General features: G+C 66.8%; 13 protein-coding genes. 6 read left to right on the top strand and 7 right to left on the bottom strand.

Features of this window, described 5'->3' with window-relative positions; all coding sequences use genetic code 11:
- Positions 1-116: 116 nt before the first annotated feature.
- From ASB57_RS06475 to ASB57_RS06485, 3 genes are all read right to left on the bottom strand, one after another.
- A complete protein-coding gene (locus tag ASB57_RS06475; protein WP_197424978.1) occupies positions 117-1,223 on the bottom strand; it encodes an alpha/beta fold hydrolase in 1,107 nt (368 codons plus the stop codon).
- A gap of 10 nt (positions 1,224-1,233) precedes the next feature.
- Entirely contained in the window at positions 1,234-2,664 is a 1,431-nt protein-coding gene (locus ASB57_RS06480) for a nicotinate phosphoribosyltransferase (RefSeq protein WP_057651492.1), read from the bottom strand.
- Between the two features lie 90 nt (positions 2,665-2,754).
- Positions 2,755-3,810, bottom strand: a complete 1,056-nt coding sequence (locus ASB57_RS06485; RefSeq protein WP_156414074.1) for a bifunctional nicotinamide-nucleotide adenylyltransferase/Nudix hydroxylase — start codon at positions 3,808-3,810, stop codon at positions 2,755-2,757.
- Positions 3,811-4,081: 271 nt separating this feature from the next.
- Between ASB57_RS06485 and modA the strand changes: the two genes are divergently transcribed.
- From modA to ASB57_RS06505, 4 genes are all read left to right on the top strand, one after another.
- Positions 4,082-4,837, top strand: coding sequence for a molybdate ABC transporter substrate-binding protein (gene modA, locus ASB57_RS06490; RefSeq protein WP_057651494.1), 756 nt, complete (start codon positions 4,082-4,084; stop codon positions 4,835-4,837).
- Positions 4,838-4,924: 87 nt separating this feature from the next.
- Positions 4,925-5,599: a molybdate ABC transporter permease subunit gene (gene modB, locus ASB57_RS06495; protein WP_057651495.1), complete on the top strand. Its 675-nt coding sequence runs from the start codon at positions 4,925-4,927 to the stop codon at positions 5,597-5,599.
- 12 nt (positions 5,600-5,611) lie between these two features.
- A complete protein-coding gene (modC, locus tag ASB57_RS06500; protein ID WP_082621979.1) occupies positions 5,612-6,805 on the top strand; it encodes a molybdenum ABC transporter ATP-binding protein in 1,194 nt (397 codons plus the stop codon).
- Positions 6,806-6,987: 182 nt separating this feature from the next.
- Complete coding sequence (locus tag ASB57_RS06505) at positions 6,988-7,422, top strand: winged helix-turn-helix domain-containing protein (RefSeq protein WP_369822802.1); 435 nt, start codon at positions 6,988-6,990, stop codon at positions 7,420-7,422.
- 95 nt (positions 7,423-7,517) lie between these two features.
- On the opposite strand, the gene ASB57_RS06510 is transcribed toward ASB57_RS06505, so the two are convergent.
- Positions 7,518-8,384, bottom strand: coding sequence for a LysR substrate-binding domain-containing protein (locus ASB57_RS06510; protein WP_057651497.1), 867 nt, complete (start codon positions 8,382-8,384; stop codon positions 7,518-7,520).
- A gap of 207 nt (positions 8,385-8,591) precedes the next feature.
- On the opposite strand from ASB57_RS06510, the gene ASB57_RS06515 reads away from it, so the two are divergent.
- Entirely contained in the window at positions 8,592-9,260 is a 669-nt protein-coding gene (locus tag ASB57_RS06515; RefSeq protein WP_057651498.1) for an O-methyltransferase, read from the top strand.
- A 126-nt stretch (positions 9,261-9,386) separates the two neighbouring features.
- Here the strand turns inward: ASB57_RS06515 and ASB57_RS06520 are convergent, their stop codons facing one another.
- The 3 genes from ASB57_RS06520 to ASB57_RS06530 form a co-directional block, all read right to left on the bottom strand.
- Positions 9,387-9,683, bottom strand: a complete 297-nt coding sequence (locus ASB57_RS06520) for a hypothetical protein (RefSeq protein WP_057651499.1) — start codon at positions 9,681-9,683, stop codon at positions 9,387-9,389.
- 32 nt (positions 9,684-9,715) lie between these two features.
- Entirely contained in the window at positions 9,716-10,246 is a 531-nt protein-coding gene (locus ASB57_RS06525; protein WP_057651500.1) for a Spy/CpxP family protein refolding chaperone, read from the bottom strand.
- 189 nt (positions 10,247-10,435) lie between these two features.
- Positions 10,436-11,428 (bottom strand): LysR family transcriptional regulator, encoded by a 993-nt coding sequence (locus ASB57_RS06530; protein WP_057651501.1) that lies wholly within the window; start codon positions 11,426-11,428, stop codon positions 10,436-10,438.
- A 108-nt stretch (positions 11,429-11,536) separates the two neighbouring features.
- Here ASB57_RS06530 and ASB57_RS06535 point away from each other — a divergent pair, with 108 nt between their 5' ends.
- Positions 11,537-13,372, top strand: a complete 1,836-nt coding sequence (locus tag ASB57_RS06535) for a gamma-glutamyltransferase family protein (protein ID WP_057651502.1) — start codon at positions 11,537-11,539, stop codon at positions 13,370-13,372.
- The last annotated feature ends 43 nt before the right edge of the window (positions 13,373-13,415 follow it).

Raw genomic sequence — 13,415 nt, forward strand, 5'->3', positions numbered from 1 at the left:
TGCCTTGCACCCGCTTGGGGCGGGCTCACACAGTGTAGCGGTATGAGGATATGGCGCAAGCCGGTGCAACGAAGCGCGGACCTGTGTACGTGCCGACGCACCTCAACGCGCCGCGCCTACTTGGCTTCCGTGCTTGCCGCTACATTCGTCGGCGCCTGTTCCGCGCAGCTCGGCAGCGCGGCGACCGGCGAGCGCAGCCAGGTCAGCACGTCGCGCCACACCGTTTCCGCGTGCAGGTCGCGCAGCAGCATGTGATAGCCATCCGGATACACCGCCACGCGCAAGTGGGTGGCGGCTTCCTGTTCGCGCAGGCGCTTGACGGTCGAAGCCACCAGGTCCTTCGGCAGCACTTGTTCGTTCTTGCCGAACATCACCAGAGTCGGTAGTTCGGGCGGCAGGTGCTCGATGGCATCGGCCCCGGCGCTCATCAAATCGACCAGCCCCTTGAGCGTGTCGATGCGCGTGCGCTTGATGACCAGCGGGTCGCCGCCCAGCGCGATCAACATGGGGATGTTGTCGGACGGCACGATCTTCAAGGCGCGCGGCGGCTTGACGTGCAGGGCGGGCACGGTCTGGTAGCCCAGCCACAGCGTCAAGCTGAAGAAGGGATTCATGGACTGCCGCCCCCAGGTGGCGGGCGCGGACAGGATGGCGCCCGCGATGTCGCGCGCCAGGGGCGGTTCGGCGCCGCCGGGTCCGCTTTTGAGCGCGGCCGCCACCACGGCGCCGCCCATGCTTTCACCCAGCACATAGACCGGTACGCCAGGATGCCGCGCATGGGCCGCCGCCACTGCCGCGTTGAGGTCGGCGACCATGGTGTCCGTACTGGACCAGATGCCCGGCCGCGCCGACGCGCCGAAGCCGCGCTGGTCGTAGGCATAGGTGGCGATGCCGTAATACGCCCAGTACTGCGCGGGCTGGTCGAAGGCAAAGGAATAATCATTCATCCCGTGCAGCGCCACGATGACGGCCCAGGGCTCCCTGCGAAATGGCAGCCACGTCCGCAGGGGCAGGCGCGTGTCGTCGGGCGTGACCAGCGCCGCGTCATCCAGCGCGGGCGCGCGCACGGCCTCGCCCTGCGGCTGGAAGCTGGCCGCGCAACCCGCGAGCAATGCCGCCGCCAGCGCCGCCATCACCCCTCCAAGCACCGCGCGCACGGCGCGTGGAAGGGCGGGGGAAGGGCGCTGCGGCGGGCTGCTCATCGCCATCGGGTTGCGCGTCATCGTGCGCCTGCTACAGCCGCGTGGCGCCGGCGCGCTCGCGGATCTCCGCGAAACGCCAGTCGTGCAGCAGCTTGCCGTCTTCCCAGACGGTCACCATGGCGTCCACGTAGCCGGGTGGCAGATCCACCGCCGCCGCCGTCACGCGGTCGATGCCGGGCGGCACCGTCACGGTGCGGTAGCTGTGGCGGTCGGGGTGGAACATCAGGGCCATGCGGCCGCGCTTGCTCTGCTTGCCCTTGTCCGTCACCGGGTCCTTGTAGACGTCCACCCAGCGGCCATCGATGCGGGCGGCCGAGCATTTCAACGCGAACTTCTGCGTATCGCGATTGAGCTGCTGCAGCAGCGCGCCGCCCATCCCGAAAGCGACGTTGTCGGTGGCATAGCCGGCGCTGGTGATGCGTTCCAGGATGGCACGGATGCTGGTGGGATTGATGCCGTCGCCCTGGATCACGCGGACGTGGTTCAGCACCTTGTAGCCCTTGCCGTTGACCGTGTGGCCGAAAGCCTCGTCCAGCAACTCCAGGCATTGATGCACCACCGCGACCGGGTCGCCCGAGTCGGGGCGGATGACCACGGTGGCGCCCGATTGAATGACCTCTTCCTTCAAGGTCTTGCCCCAGTGCTCGCGGATGGCGTGGAAGATGTCGTAGCTGTCGGAGACCACGGCAACGATGGCGCCGGGCTTGGCGAACTGCGTGAGCATATTGCGATAGGCATCGACCTCGTGGTCGCGGCCCCAGCTGGTAATCGTGCTGTGCTCGGCGGCCGGTATCGAGAAGGCCGCCATGGGCTCGCCGTAGCAGGCTTGCGCCAGGCGCACCCCCGCGATGGTGTCGGTGCCCATGAAATTGACCAGGTGGGCCGCGCCGCCGAGCGCCGCCGATTCCGCGCTGGATACGCCGCGCGCACCGAAGTCGTGCAGCTTGAAGGGCAGCTGGCCGATGGGGTCGTCGCTGGTGCGTTCAAGGAACTGGCGCAGGGTCTGCTTGGCATGCCAGCTGATGGTCGCCACGGTGATCGGATACCAGATGCGCAGCAGCATGGTCTCCAGATAGGACGGTACCCAGAAAGCGGCCGGGTCGGTCGACTCGATGGTCATCAAGGCGTTGTGCGTGGGCACGACCGTGCCCTCGGGCACCGCGCGGATGCGCACCGGCAGGAAACCGCCATGGCGGTCGACCACGGCGCGCCAACCGGCTTCGTTGAAGGGTTCGCCGTGGGCCTGGAAAAAGTCGCGCGCCTCGTCGATGTCGGCGTGCGTCACCGGCTTGGCCAGGTATTCCTTGAGGATGGCCTGCAGGCCGAAAAACACCGTGCGGTCATAGATGCCGCCGCGCGACTCCACGTAGAAGAACGTGGCATCGGTGCCGGGCGGGTATTGCAGCCAGTGGCTGGCCTTGTAGCTGTCCGTGTTCAGCAGCAGATTGTCTAGGCATTTCATGACGGAAGCTCCTTCTCGTCGTTGGCAAGCCGGCGGTCTATCCGCCGGCGGTCGGGTGCGGTGTCCTTGCCGGGCTGTCCGTGCTTCGGACTAGCCGCGTCCCAGGAAAAACTCGATGATGTGCAGGTGGTCCTCATACAGCCGCGGTCCCATGTCCAGGGCTTCGCTGACCAGGATCCAGCGCGCTTTGTCCGCATCGTCGCTACCGCGCACGTCGGGCAATTCACCCGCCGGGAAATCGAAGTGGTAGGCATGGGTGATGGTGCGGCCGCGCTGGCTGCGGTCCGGGTGATCGAATACGTTGCTGCCCTTGAGCGACCCCTTGAGCACCGGCGTCGGCACCTTGAGGCGCGTTTCCTCGCGCAGCTCGCGGATGGCGGCGTCCAGGATGGACTCGTCCTGGCCCACGAAACCGCCCGGCAGCGCCCACAAGCCCTTGCCGGGCGCGGCGCGGCGCCGCACCAGCAGCAGATGGCCGGAGTGCACCACCACGGCATCCGTCGTCACGAAGGTGGGTGCATAGGGCGCCGCCTTCCAGGCTTCCTTGTACTGCGTGATGAAGCGATGTTCGGCCAGCAGCTCCTGGTAGGCCGGCGCGCTCTTGCGGAAGGCCTCCAGCATGTCGAAGACGGGCTCCGGCACGTTGCCGCGCAACAGCAGCAGGGCGCCGTGACGGTCGTTGTCGCCGGCTTCGAACAGATAGCGGCGCAGCTCGGTGGCGGACAGCGCCTCCGTGTGCCGCACGTCGACCAGCGGCCACTGCGGGAATTCCTTCAGGTAGTAGCTGGAGGCGTCCTTGTCCATGCCGATCAGGCCGACGCGGGCGCCGCTGGGGTCGCCGCCATCCTTGCGGATGGCCTCGGCCACCGTGCGCTGTACGCCGGCGATCCACAGGCTTTCGTTGTAGAGGTGGTCGCGCAGCGGGCAAATGAGCAGGCGGCTGGCCAGCTCGTCGCCCAGGGCAGCCTGGATCATGACGGTGCGTTCGGCGACCGTCCAGGGATTGCGCGTGCTGCGGGGTTTGTCGGCGGAGCCGACCAGGAAGATGACTTTGCCGGCGCGGGTCAGGGCGTGACGGGCGACCGCGGCGTGGCCATTGTGAAAAGGTTCGAAGCGGCCGATGAAGACCAGGTAATCGAGTTCCATGAGCATCCCTCATAGATGATTGATAGCGTTTCGGGTCTGTCCCTAAGCTAATTTGAATCCTACGCCGGGTAAGGCGGCAGCGCAAGCGCGGCACGCCCGGGCCATGAGCATGATCCACGGGATTGCGAACGCGGGGAAGGCTGGATTTTCGCGGCATTTTGCGCTTCAAGGCGAACTGCGTAATATAGCGTCCGTAATATCCTGTCGTATATATCGCGGCGGCACTGTCTGGCCGTCGCGCCGTTCCCCATCATCGCCACTAGGATTCCCCATGAACATACGTTTCTTCTCAGCCGCCGCGGCCGTCCTTGCAAGCGCCCTCGGCGCCACCGCCCATGCCGGCGAAGTCCAGGTCGCCGTGGCGGCGAACTTCACTGCGCCGGTCAAGGCCATCGCGGCGGAATTCGAGAAGGACACCGGCAACAAGGTGGTCGCCGCCTTCGGCGCCACGGGCCAGTTCTACGCACAGATCCAGAACGGCGCGCCCTTCGAGGTCTTCCTGGCCGCCGACGACACCACGCCGGCCAAGCTGGAGTCGGAAAAGCGTATCGTCCCGGGCTCGCGCTTCACCTATGCCACCGGCGCGCTGGCGCTGTGGTCGGCCAAGGAAGGCTATGTCGACGACAAGGGCGAAGTGCTGAAGAAGAATGAGTACAAGCATCTGTCCATCGCCAATCCCAAGGCCGCGCCTTATGGCCTGGCCGCCGTGCAGACCCTGGAGAAACTGGGCCTGACGCAGGCGGTGAAGGACAAGATCGTCGAAGGCCAGAACATCACGCAGGCCCAGCAGTTCATCGCCACGGGCAATGCCGAACTGGGCTTCGTCGCGCTGTCGCAGATCTACAAGGACGGCAAGGTCACCAGCGGCTCGGCCTGGGTCGTGCCGGCCAGCATGCACGAACCCATCCGCCAGGATGCCGTCATCCTGGACAAGGGCAAGGACAATGCCGTGGCCAAGGCTTTCGTGGATTACCTGAAGGGCCCGAAGGCGGCGGCCGTGATCAAGTCCTATGGCTATCAGCTCTAAGCTGCGGCCGGTGAGGGCGGCCGGCGCGACGCCGGCTTGCCTCATGCCCGCTTGCCGCGGGCGATTTTTCTTTGGGGAGTCGGCTTCGTGGCGCTGACGTCCAGTGATTTCGGCGCGATCTGGCTGACCCTGCAGCTCGCCACCTTGACGACCCTGCTGTTGCTGGTGGTCGGCACGCCCATCGCGTGGTGGCTGGCCCGCACCCGCTCGCGGCTCAAGGGGCCGGTGGGGGCGGTGGTGGCCTTGCCCCTGGTGCTGCCGCCGACGGTGATCGGCTTTTATCTGCTGCTGACCATGGGTCCCAATGGCGTGGTCGGCAAGTTCACGCAGTCGATCGGACTGGGAACCTTGCCGTTCACCTTCGCGGGGCTGGTGGTGGGGTCCGTGTTCTATTCCATGCCCTTCGTGGTACAGCCTTTGCAGAATGCCTTCGAGGCCATCGGCAACCGGCCCCTGGAAGCGGCGGCGACCCTGCGCGCGGGGCCGTGGGACCGCTTTTTCACCGTGGCCTTGCCCTTGGCGCGGCCGGGCTTCGTCACCGCCGCGGTGCTGGGTTTCGCCCATACGGTGGGCGAGTTCGGCGTGGTACTGATGATAGGCGGCAACATCCCGGACAAGACGCGGGTGGTGTCGGTGCAGATCTTCGATCACGTCGAGGCGCTGGAGTATGCGCAGGCGCATTGGCTGGCGGGCGGCTTGGTCGTATTCTCCTTCCTCATCCTGATGCTGCTTTATTCCAGCCGCCGGTCGGCGCTGACTTGAACTCCTATGGCCATGGTTGATGTGAATGCCGGCGCTCCGGTTCGAACCGAGCGCGCCGTGGATGGCGATGTAGCGTCGTCTCAGCAGCTGCATGCCCGTTTTCTGCTGCGGCAGGCGGCCTTTACGCTGGACGTCGACCTGCGCCTGCCCGGCCGCGGCGTCACCGCGCTGTTCGGGCAGTCGGGGTCGGGCAAGACCACCTGCCTGCGTTGCCTGGCCGGATTGGCGGCGCCGCAGGAAGGCTATCTGAGCGTGAACGGCGAAGTCTGGCTGGATACGCGGCAGCGCATCGATGTGCCGACGCACCGTCGTGCCCTGGGCTATGTGTTCCAGGAAGCCAGCCTGTTCGCGCATTTGAAGGTGCGCGACAACCTGCGCTATGGCCTGAAGCGGGTGGCGCCGGCGGACCGTAAGGTGGCGCTGGACCACGCGGCCGCGCTGCTGGGCATCGATCATTTATTGGACCGCATGCCGGCCGGCCTGTCGGGCGGCGAGCGGCAGCGCGTGGGGATGGCGCGTGCGCTGTTGACCAGCCCGCGCATTCTGCTGATGGACGAGCCGCTGGCTGCGCTGGACAATGCGCGCAAGCAGGAAATCCTGCCTTATCTGGAACGGCTCCACGAAGAGCTGGACATTCCCATCGTGTATGTCAGCCATGCGCCGGAGGAAGTGGCGCGCCTGGCCGATCACCTGGTGCTGCTGGACCAGGGCAAGGTGCTGGCCAGCGGGCCGATAGGGCAGACGTTGACCCGTCTGGACCTGCCCTCCGCGCTGGCGGATGACGCATCCGTGGTGATCGAAGGTGAGGTGGCTGCCTACGATGGCGAGTATCGGTTGCTGACGGTGCGGGTGGCGGGCACTGGCGCTGGCGGTGCTGGTGGCGGTGGCTCGCCAGGCGGGAGCCCGGCGCTGCTGCGCGTGGTGCATGAGCCCTTGCCCATCGGACGCCGCATGCGCCTGGTCGTGCGGGCGCGCGACGTCAGCCTGACGCTGACTCCGCCGCAGGACAGCAGCATCCTGAACGTGCTGCGGGTGCGCGTGGAAGACATGGCGGAGACGCCCGAGGCGGCCCAGATCATGGTGCGCCTGGACGCCGATGGCACGCCGATGCTGGCGCGCATCACGCGGTACTCGCGCGATCAGTTGGCGTTGGCGCCGGGCAGCCAGGTGTGGGCGCAAGTGAAATCGGTGTCGCTGCTGGCTTGAGGCCAGCCGCCGTCACCCGCCCGGGACTGCCAGACGGCAGACGGCAGGCGGCAGACGGCAGGCGGCAGACGGCAGGCGGCAGGCGGCAGGCGGCAGACGGCAGGCGGCAGGCGGCAGGCGGCTTCGCGCGGCGCCGCGGCGCGCCTTTCCCCATCGGCCGCCCGCCGTGTATGCTTGCCGCCATGAGCGCCGCCAAGTCCGATTCCTCTCACGCTACCTCGTCGATCCGCCCCATGGCGGACGGCGGCAATGTCGCTGAATCCGCCGCGGCGGACACCGAAGTGCGGTTTCGCCTGCGCATCCGTCACCAGGATCTGCTGGCCATAGGGCCCGGCAAGGTGGACCTGCTGGAAGCCATCCGCGAACATGGCTCCATCGCCGCGGCCGCGCGCAGCATGGGCATGTCGTATCGCCGCGCGTGGCTTCTGATCGACGAACTGAATCGCGCCTTGCGCGAGCCCGCCACCCATTCGGGCCATGGCGGCGCGAGCGGCGGCGGCAGCGGCTTGACTCCGGTTGGCGAGACCATCGTCAACCTCTACCGCGAGATCGAAGCGAAGGCGCAGCAGGCCTGTGCCAGACAACTCGATGGGCTGCTCGGACTGTTGAAAGACTGAACGCTAATTGGCTGATTGTCCGGCCGCCCGATGTCCTGTTCAGCCTGTCCCGCCAACGCCACGAGTTGGCCTGGCGCGCAGCCCGCGCAGCAACGCTACCCGGCCGTTTCCGTCAGCGCCGTGCGCAGCCACTCCACCAGCGCCTGTCCCTCGCGCGACAAGGGGCGGCCAGGCGCCGGCAGGGCCATCATGCCGTCGTCGAACGCGACGAAACCGCGCGGCGCCACCAAAGTGCCTTCGTCCAGTTCGCGCCGCACCAGGCGCCGTTCCACCAACGCCACGCCCAGGCCCGCCATGGCGGCCTCGATGCACAGGTGCGTGTGCGGGAACGTAAGTTCACGCCCGAATGACAGCGCAGGCTGGTCGCGCGCCTGCCACTGCTCCCAGGCCCGACCCGTGTAGTCGTGCGCGATGCGCACGCGTTGGCCGCGCGCCGGCTTGTAGGTCGGGGCATGCACCGGGCCGAAGGCGACACCGGACAGTTTCAAGGCGCGCTCACGGTCGGCTTGTGTGTAGCCCGACAGGTCCCAGGCGATCAACAAATCGGCGTCCTCGCCGCGCATCTGCCGCGCGGAGGTCATGGACAGGCGCAGGCGCACGTCGGGACACGCGCGATAGAAACGCTCCAGATTGGGCACCAGCCAGCGCATGGCGAAGGTGGCGCTGCAGGCGACATGCAGCCCCGGATCGCGGGCCTGGCGCAAGACCCGTGCATAGCCGGTTTCCAGTTCGTCGAAGCTGCGCCGCGCCAGGTCGTACAGCGCCCGGCCCGCATCGTTCAACTGCAGCCCCGTGCCGGCCTTGTCGAACAAGGGGGCGCCGACGTGCTCCTGCAACAAACGCAATTGCCGGCTGAGCGCGCCATGGGTGCGATACAGCTCGGCCGCGGCACGCGTGACCGAACCATTGCGGGCGATGGCTTCGAAGGCGCGCAGGGCGGATAGAGGAGGGAGGTTGCGCATGGGGGGCCGGCCAGATTCGACCTATTCGTTAAAAAAACTGACGATAGCAGCAAAATTACTGCCTGTTCATGACATTGGCGGCGCCCGTAGGATGCGAAGCAACAGGGTTGAGTGCTGAAGATTCCGGGACAGGCAGACTTTCAGGTCCTTTCCGGGACAGCGCTTCAGACCGACAGTTTTTTTATCACTCAATGAAGAGAGTCCGTCATGGATGACGCCCGCTGGATCGCCGTTGACCAATATTTCGAACGCACGCTAGGCCTCTCGGATCGCACCTTGGAAAAGACCCTGGCCGCGTCGCGCGCGGCCGGGCTGCCGGAGCAGGAAGTGGCGCCCAACCAGGCCCGCATGCTGCAGCTGTTCGCGCAGATGTGCGGCGCCCGCCGGATGCTGGAGATAGGTACCTTGGGCGGCTATAGCGCCATCTGCCTGGCGCGTGTGTTGCCGGCCGGCGGTGAGCTGGTGACCCTGGAAGCCAATGCCGATCACGCCCGCGTGGCGGCCGACAACATCGCCAAGGCGGGTCTGGCCGACCGCGTCCGCATCCTGGTGGGCGATGCCCGCGTCTCCCTGGCGCGGCTGCGCGAGGAAGGCGGCGATCCCATCGACTTCGCCTTCATCGACGCCGACAAGGCATCGAATCCGATTTATCTGGAAGGGGTGCTGGCCTTGTCCCGGCCCGGCACCGTGATCGTGGGCGACAACATCATCCGCGCGGGCCGCATCGTCGATCCCACTGCGCGTGACGATGCCGACGTGCGGGGTGTCTTCGAGTTCTTCGAGCGGATGGGCGCGGACCGGCGGATATCCGCGACGGCCTTGCAGACCGTTGGCGAGAAAGGCTGGGACGGCTTCGCCCTGGCCCGGGTGCTTTGAGATAGCGCCGCTGGCGCGCGCCGGGGCGAGCCGCAGCCGCAGCAGCCGCCGCCACCGGGCGTTGCTGTCTCCATGAACAAAAAAAGGGCGGCCGCGGCCGCCCTTTAACCTTCAATTCCCCATCAATCAATGATGGTGATGGTCGTCGTGATGACCGTGGTCATCATGATGCCCATGGTCGTAATGCCGCGGCGGCGGGGGCGGCGGACGGCGATAGTGGTCGTGGCCCCAGTAGCCACCACCGCGATACACCACCGGAGGCGGTGCGCGATAGACGGGCGCGGGCGCCACGACGACCGGCGGCGCGGCGTAGCCATAGGCCGGCACGCCAATGCCAAGGTTCACGCTGACCTCGGCGTGGGCGGCGCTGGCCGCGGTCAGTGCCGCGGCGCTCAGCAACAACGTCAAAGTAGTTCGTTTCATACCTGTACTCCCTTTATTCCGACGCTAGACGCTTAGCCCTTGGCCGGCGTCTTGGCCTTCTCCGGCTTCTTGTTGTGCACCACGCGGCGGTTTTCGCCCTGGCTGAAGATCTTGTCGGCGTTCTTCTTCTGCTCGTCGTTCAGGCTGTTGTAGAGGGGCGTGAAGACAGCGGCCAGCTTCTTGACGCCATCCGAGTTGGCTTGCGTGAATTCAGCATAGGAATTCAGGTCGTCCAGGGCGGTCATGGACGTGTTCGCGTTGCGCTTCTCGACCAGCGCGTCGATCTGGTCGGCGTTGTCACGCATCGTCTGCGCCACGGTGTCCCACTGAGCTTCCTGGGCGGACGTGATCTTGAGCTGGTCATGCAGGCTCTTGATGTGCTTTTCAACGCGATCGTTGGCCTTGTGCGGGGCGGCGGCTGTCTTGGCGTTGGCGGGCGCGGTCGTCATGGCGGCCGGCGCGGCGGGGTTGGCCGGCCCGGTTGCCGTCTGTGCGAAGGCCGGTGCGCCGGCCAGGGCGGCGGCGGTCCAGAGAGCGGCGTGCAGCGCGATGCGTGAATTCATGGTTGTTCTCCTAGCGATTGCCTGGCCCGGCCTCGTGGCTCGGGTGGTGGCGAGAATACGCAGGGGACAGACCGCGAACTGCATGCGTTCTTTTCAATCGTGATGAATCGTACTGTCAGCTTGGGCTCAGCGCGCCTGCTGCCAGGGAAAATACGCAGCATCGAGAAGCGCATCGAGCGCGTTGATTTTTCAATCGCTTACGCTTTCCGTGGGCGGCGGCGCCGCGATGCCGGCCTCCGCGCACAGCTCCCGCAGTATCCGCACCAGCGATTCCTCGGCCTGCAAGGTAAATTCGCGGCGGCGCCGGATCAGGCTGACGGGCGGCAAGGTCCAGTCGAAATGCCACGGCACGATGGTGATGTTGCCGTCGCGGCTGAGATCGGTGGCGATTTCTTCCGGAACGATGGACAGGAGGCTGTCGTGATGCGCCATCAGGCCGGTGATCACGTCCATGGAATACGTTTCGATCATGGGTGCCGGCGGCCGCGCGCCGGCCCGGGCGAACAGTTCGCTGACCATATTGCCGATGGGCGTCAGGGGCGAGGGCAGGATCCAGTTCATTTCGGCCAGCGCCGCCCAGTCCGGCGGCCGCTTTGCCATGCTTTGCGCCAAGCGCCGGTTGGTGATCAGCGCCGGACGTTGCGGATAGAGCACTTCGTGCTGCAATTCGTCCATGCCTTTCATGACGGCCGCGCGGCCGATCACGCAATCCAGTTCATGGGCGCGCAGGCGGTCCAGCAACTGGTCGGTGGTGGCGCGCTGCAGGCTGATGGTGATGCGATGCCTTTCGTACAGGCGTTCGACCATGGGAACCAGCACCCGCGCTGATATGTACGGCACCGCGCCCACATGCAGATGCGCGCTATGGCCCCCACGCACGGCTTCCATCTCGTCGGCCCAGCGGTCGACGTCCTGCAGCATGTGGCGCGCACGCACGATGGCACGTTCGCCCAAGGGCGTCGGGCGCAGGCCGCGGGGCGTACGCAGGAACAGCGGCGCGTCGAACACGGCTTCGATTTCGCTCAAGGCCTTGGTGGCGGCCGGCTGACTGATACCCATTTCTTCCGCGACGCGGGTCAGGGATTCCCGTTCGGCGATGTGTATCAGCAGCGCCAGATGGCGTAATTTCAAACGCGAGACCAGGCGCGCGGCGGAGGAGGTCTGGGGCAGGGGAGCAGGCATAGAGTCGTGGCATAACCAAGTGTTTATGGCGGCATTATAAAAAACCCGTAACGGGTTATTTCGGCCGACCTATACTTTCTTCCATTCTGATCGTCTCCAGGCGCAGCCATGTCCCCAACCTTCACCACTCGTCCTGAAATCCGCGGCACGTTTGGCGTGGTGTCTTCCACGCACTGGCTGGCCAGCCAGGTCGCCATGAGTGTGCTGGAGCGCGGCGGCAATGCCTACGACGCGGCCGCCGCGGGCGGTTTCATGTTGCAGGTCGTCGAGCCCCATCTGAACGGTCCTGGCGGTGAAGTGCCCATCCTGTTCTGGAGCGAACGCGACAAGCGTATGCAGGCCCTGTGCGGCCAGGGCGGCGCGCCCGCGCTGGCCACGCCGGCCTATTTCCGGGCGATGGGCCTGGACATGGTGCCGGGCATCGGCCTGCTGCCGGCGACCGTGCCGGGGGCTTTCGGCGCCTGGCTGACCCTGCTGCGCGATCACGGCACGTGGGAGCTGGCCGACGTGCTGCGTCCCGCCATCGACTATGCGCGCAACGGCTTTCCGCTGGTGCCGCGCATTCCGCAGGCGATTTTCGCGGTGCAGGACCTGTTCCGCCAGGAGTGGACCAGTTCGGCGGCCGTCTGGATGCCCGATGGCAAAGTCCCGCATCCGGACCGCCTGTTCCGCACGCCGGGCATCGCCGCTACCTATACGCGCGTGCTGGAGGAAGCCAGCCGCGCCGGCGACCGCCGCGCCCGCATCGACGCCGCCCATGAGGCCTGGTACCGCGGCTTCGTGGCGCGCGCCATCGACGATTACTACCGCAATACCGCCATCCGCGATACCACCGGCGAACGCAACAAGGGCCTGCTGCGCCTGGACGACCTGGCCGATTGGCGCGCCGAGTACGACACGCCCGTGACCACGGACATTGGCCGCTATACCGTGGCCAAGTGCGGACCCTGGTCGCAGGGTACGGTGCTGCTGCAACAGCTGGCCATGGCGCGCCATCTGGGCCTGGAAGGCGTGGCGCCCGATTCCACCGAGTTCGTGCACCGCATCGCCGAAGCCGCCAAGCTGGCCTTCGCCGACCGCCTGGCCTGGTATGGGGATCCCAAAGCCGTCGACGTGCCGATGGCGGGCCTGCTTTCGGACGAATACGCCAAGGCGCGCGCGGCGCTCATCACGGGCCAGTCCAGCAAGGTGCTGGACCCCGGCCATCCTTTGGGCCGCGTGCCCCGCCTGCCGGATCTGGAAGCCGCGGCGCGCACCCTGGCCAAGGCCGATACCCGCTTCGGCGTGGGCGAGCCCACCTTCGCGCAGCTGCCGCCCGTGCAGGAGTGGGCGGCGCGTGAAATCTTCGTGGGCGATACCTGCCATATCGACGTGATCGATCGCGATGGCAATATGGTGGCCGCGACCCCGTCGGGCGGCTGGCTGTCGTCCAGCCCGGTGATACCGGAACTGGGGTTCTCGCTGACCACGCGCCTGCAGATGACGTGGCTCGACGAGGACCTGCCTGGCACCTTGCGTCCCGGCATGCGCCCCAACACCACGCTGTCGCCGGGCATGGCCCTGCGCGATGGCGAACCTTATATGGCGTTCGGCACGCCGGGTGGCGACCAGCAAGACCAGTGGACGGCGCCGTTCTTCCTGCGCCATGCGCTGCACGGCATGAACCTGCAGGAGGCCATCGACGCGCCGTCCTGGCACGTCGACCATTTCCCGGGATCGTTCTGGCCGCGCTCGACCACGCTCAACCGCATTACCGTGGAAGGCCGCATGCCGGCCGCCACCCAGGAAGGGCTGCGCAAGGCGGGGCACGAGGTCAAGGTCGGCGCCGATTGGTCCGAAGGCCGCATCAGCGCCTGCACCCGTGAACCGGAAGCGGGCGGCGGCTTGCAGTTGCGCGCGGGCGCCAATCCCCGCGGGATGCAGAGTTACGCCGTGGGGCGTTGACAGATAGTTCGGTGCTCGACCCTCGGGTCGGGTGTCCTTTTTC

The sequence above is a fragment of the Bordetella sp. N genome (assembly GCF_001433395.1).
Taxonomy (GTDB): domain Bacteria; phylum Pseudomonadota; class Gammaproteobacteria; order Burkholderiales; family Burkholderiaceae_B; genus Bordetella_C.

Coding starts and splice junctions, on each gene's coding strand:
- ASB57_RS06475 (WP_197424978.1), bottom strand. CDS start 1,223: ATGACGCGCAACCCGATGGCGATGAGCAGCCCGCCGCAGCGCCCTTCC.
- ASB57_RS06480 (WP_057651492.1), bottom strand. CDS start 2,664: ATGAAATGCCTAGACAATCTGCTGCTGAACACGGACAGCTACAAGGCC.
- ASB57_RS06485 (WP_156414074.1), bottom strand. CDS start 3,810: ATGGAACTCGATTACCTGGTCTTCATCGGCCGCTTCGAACCTTTTCAC.
- modA (WP_057651494.1), top strand. CDS start 4,082: ATGAACATACGTTTCTTCTCAGCCGCCGCGGCCGTCCTTGCAAGCGCC.
- modC (WP_082621979.1), top strand. CDS start 5,612: ATGGTTGATGTGAATGCCGGCGCTCCGGTTCGAACCGAGCGCGCCGTG.
- ASB57_RS06505 (WP_369822802.1), top strand. CDS start 6,988: ATGAGCGCCGCCAAGTCCGATTCCTCTCACGCTACCTCGTCGATCCGC.
- ASB57_RS06510 (WP_057651497.1), bottom strand. CDS start 8,384: ATGCGCAACCTCCCTCCTCTATCCGCCCTGCGCGCCTTCGAAGCCATC.
- ASB57_RS06515 (WP_057651498.1), top strand. CDS start 8,592: ATGGATGACGCCCGCTGGATCGCCGTTGACCAATATTTCGAACGCACG.
- ASB57_RS06520 (WP_057651499.1), bottom strand. CDS start 9,683: ATGAAACGAACTACTTTGACGTTGTTGCTGAGCGCCGCGGCACTGACC.
- ASB57_RS06525 (WP_057651500.1), bottom strand. CDS start 10,246: ATGAATTCACGCATCGCGCTGCACGCCGCTCTCTGGACCGCCGCCGCC.
- ASB57_RS06530 (WP_057651501.1), bottom strand. CDS start 11,428: ATGCCTGCTCCCCTGCCCCAGACCTCCTCCGCCGCGCGCCTGGTCTCG.
- ASB57_RS06535 (WP_057651502.1), top strand. CDS start 11,537: ATGTCCCCAACCTTCACCACTCGTCCTGAAATCCGCGGCACGTTTGGC.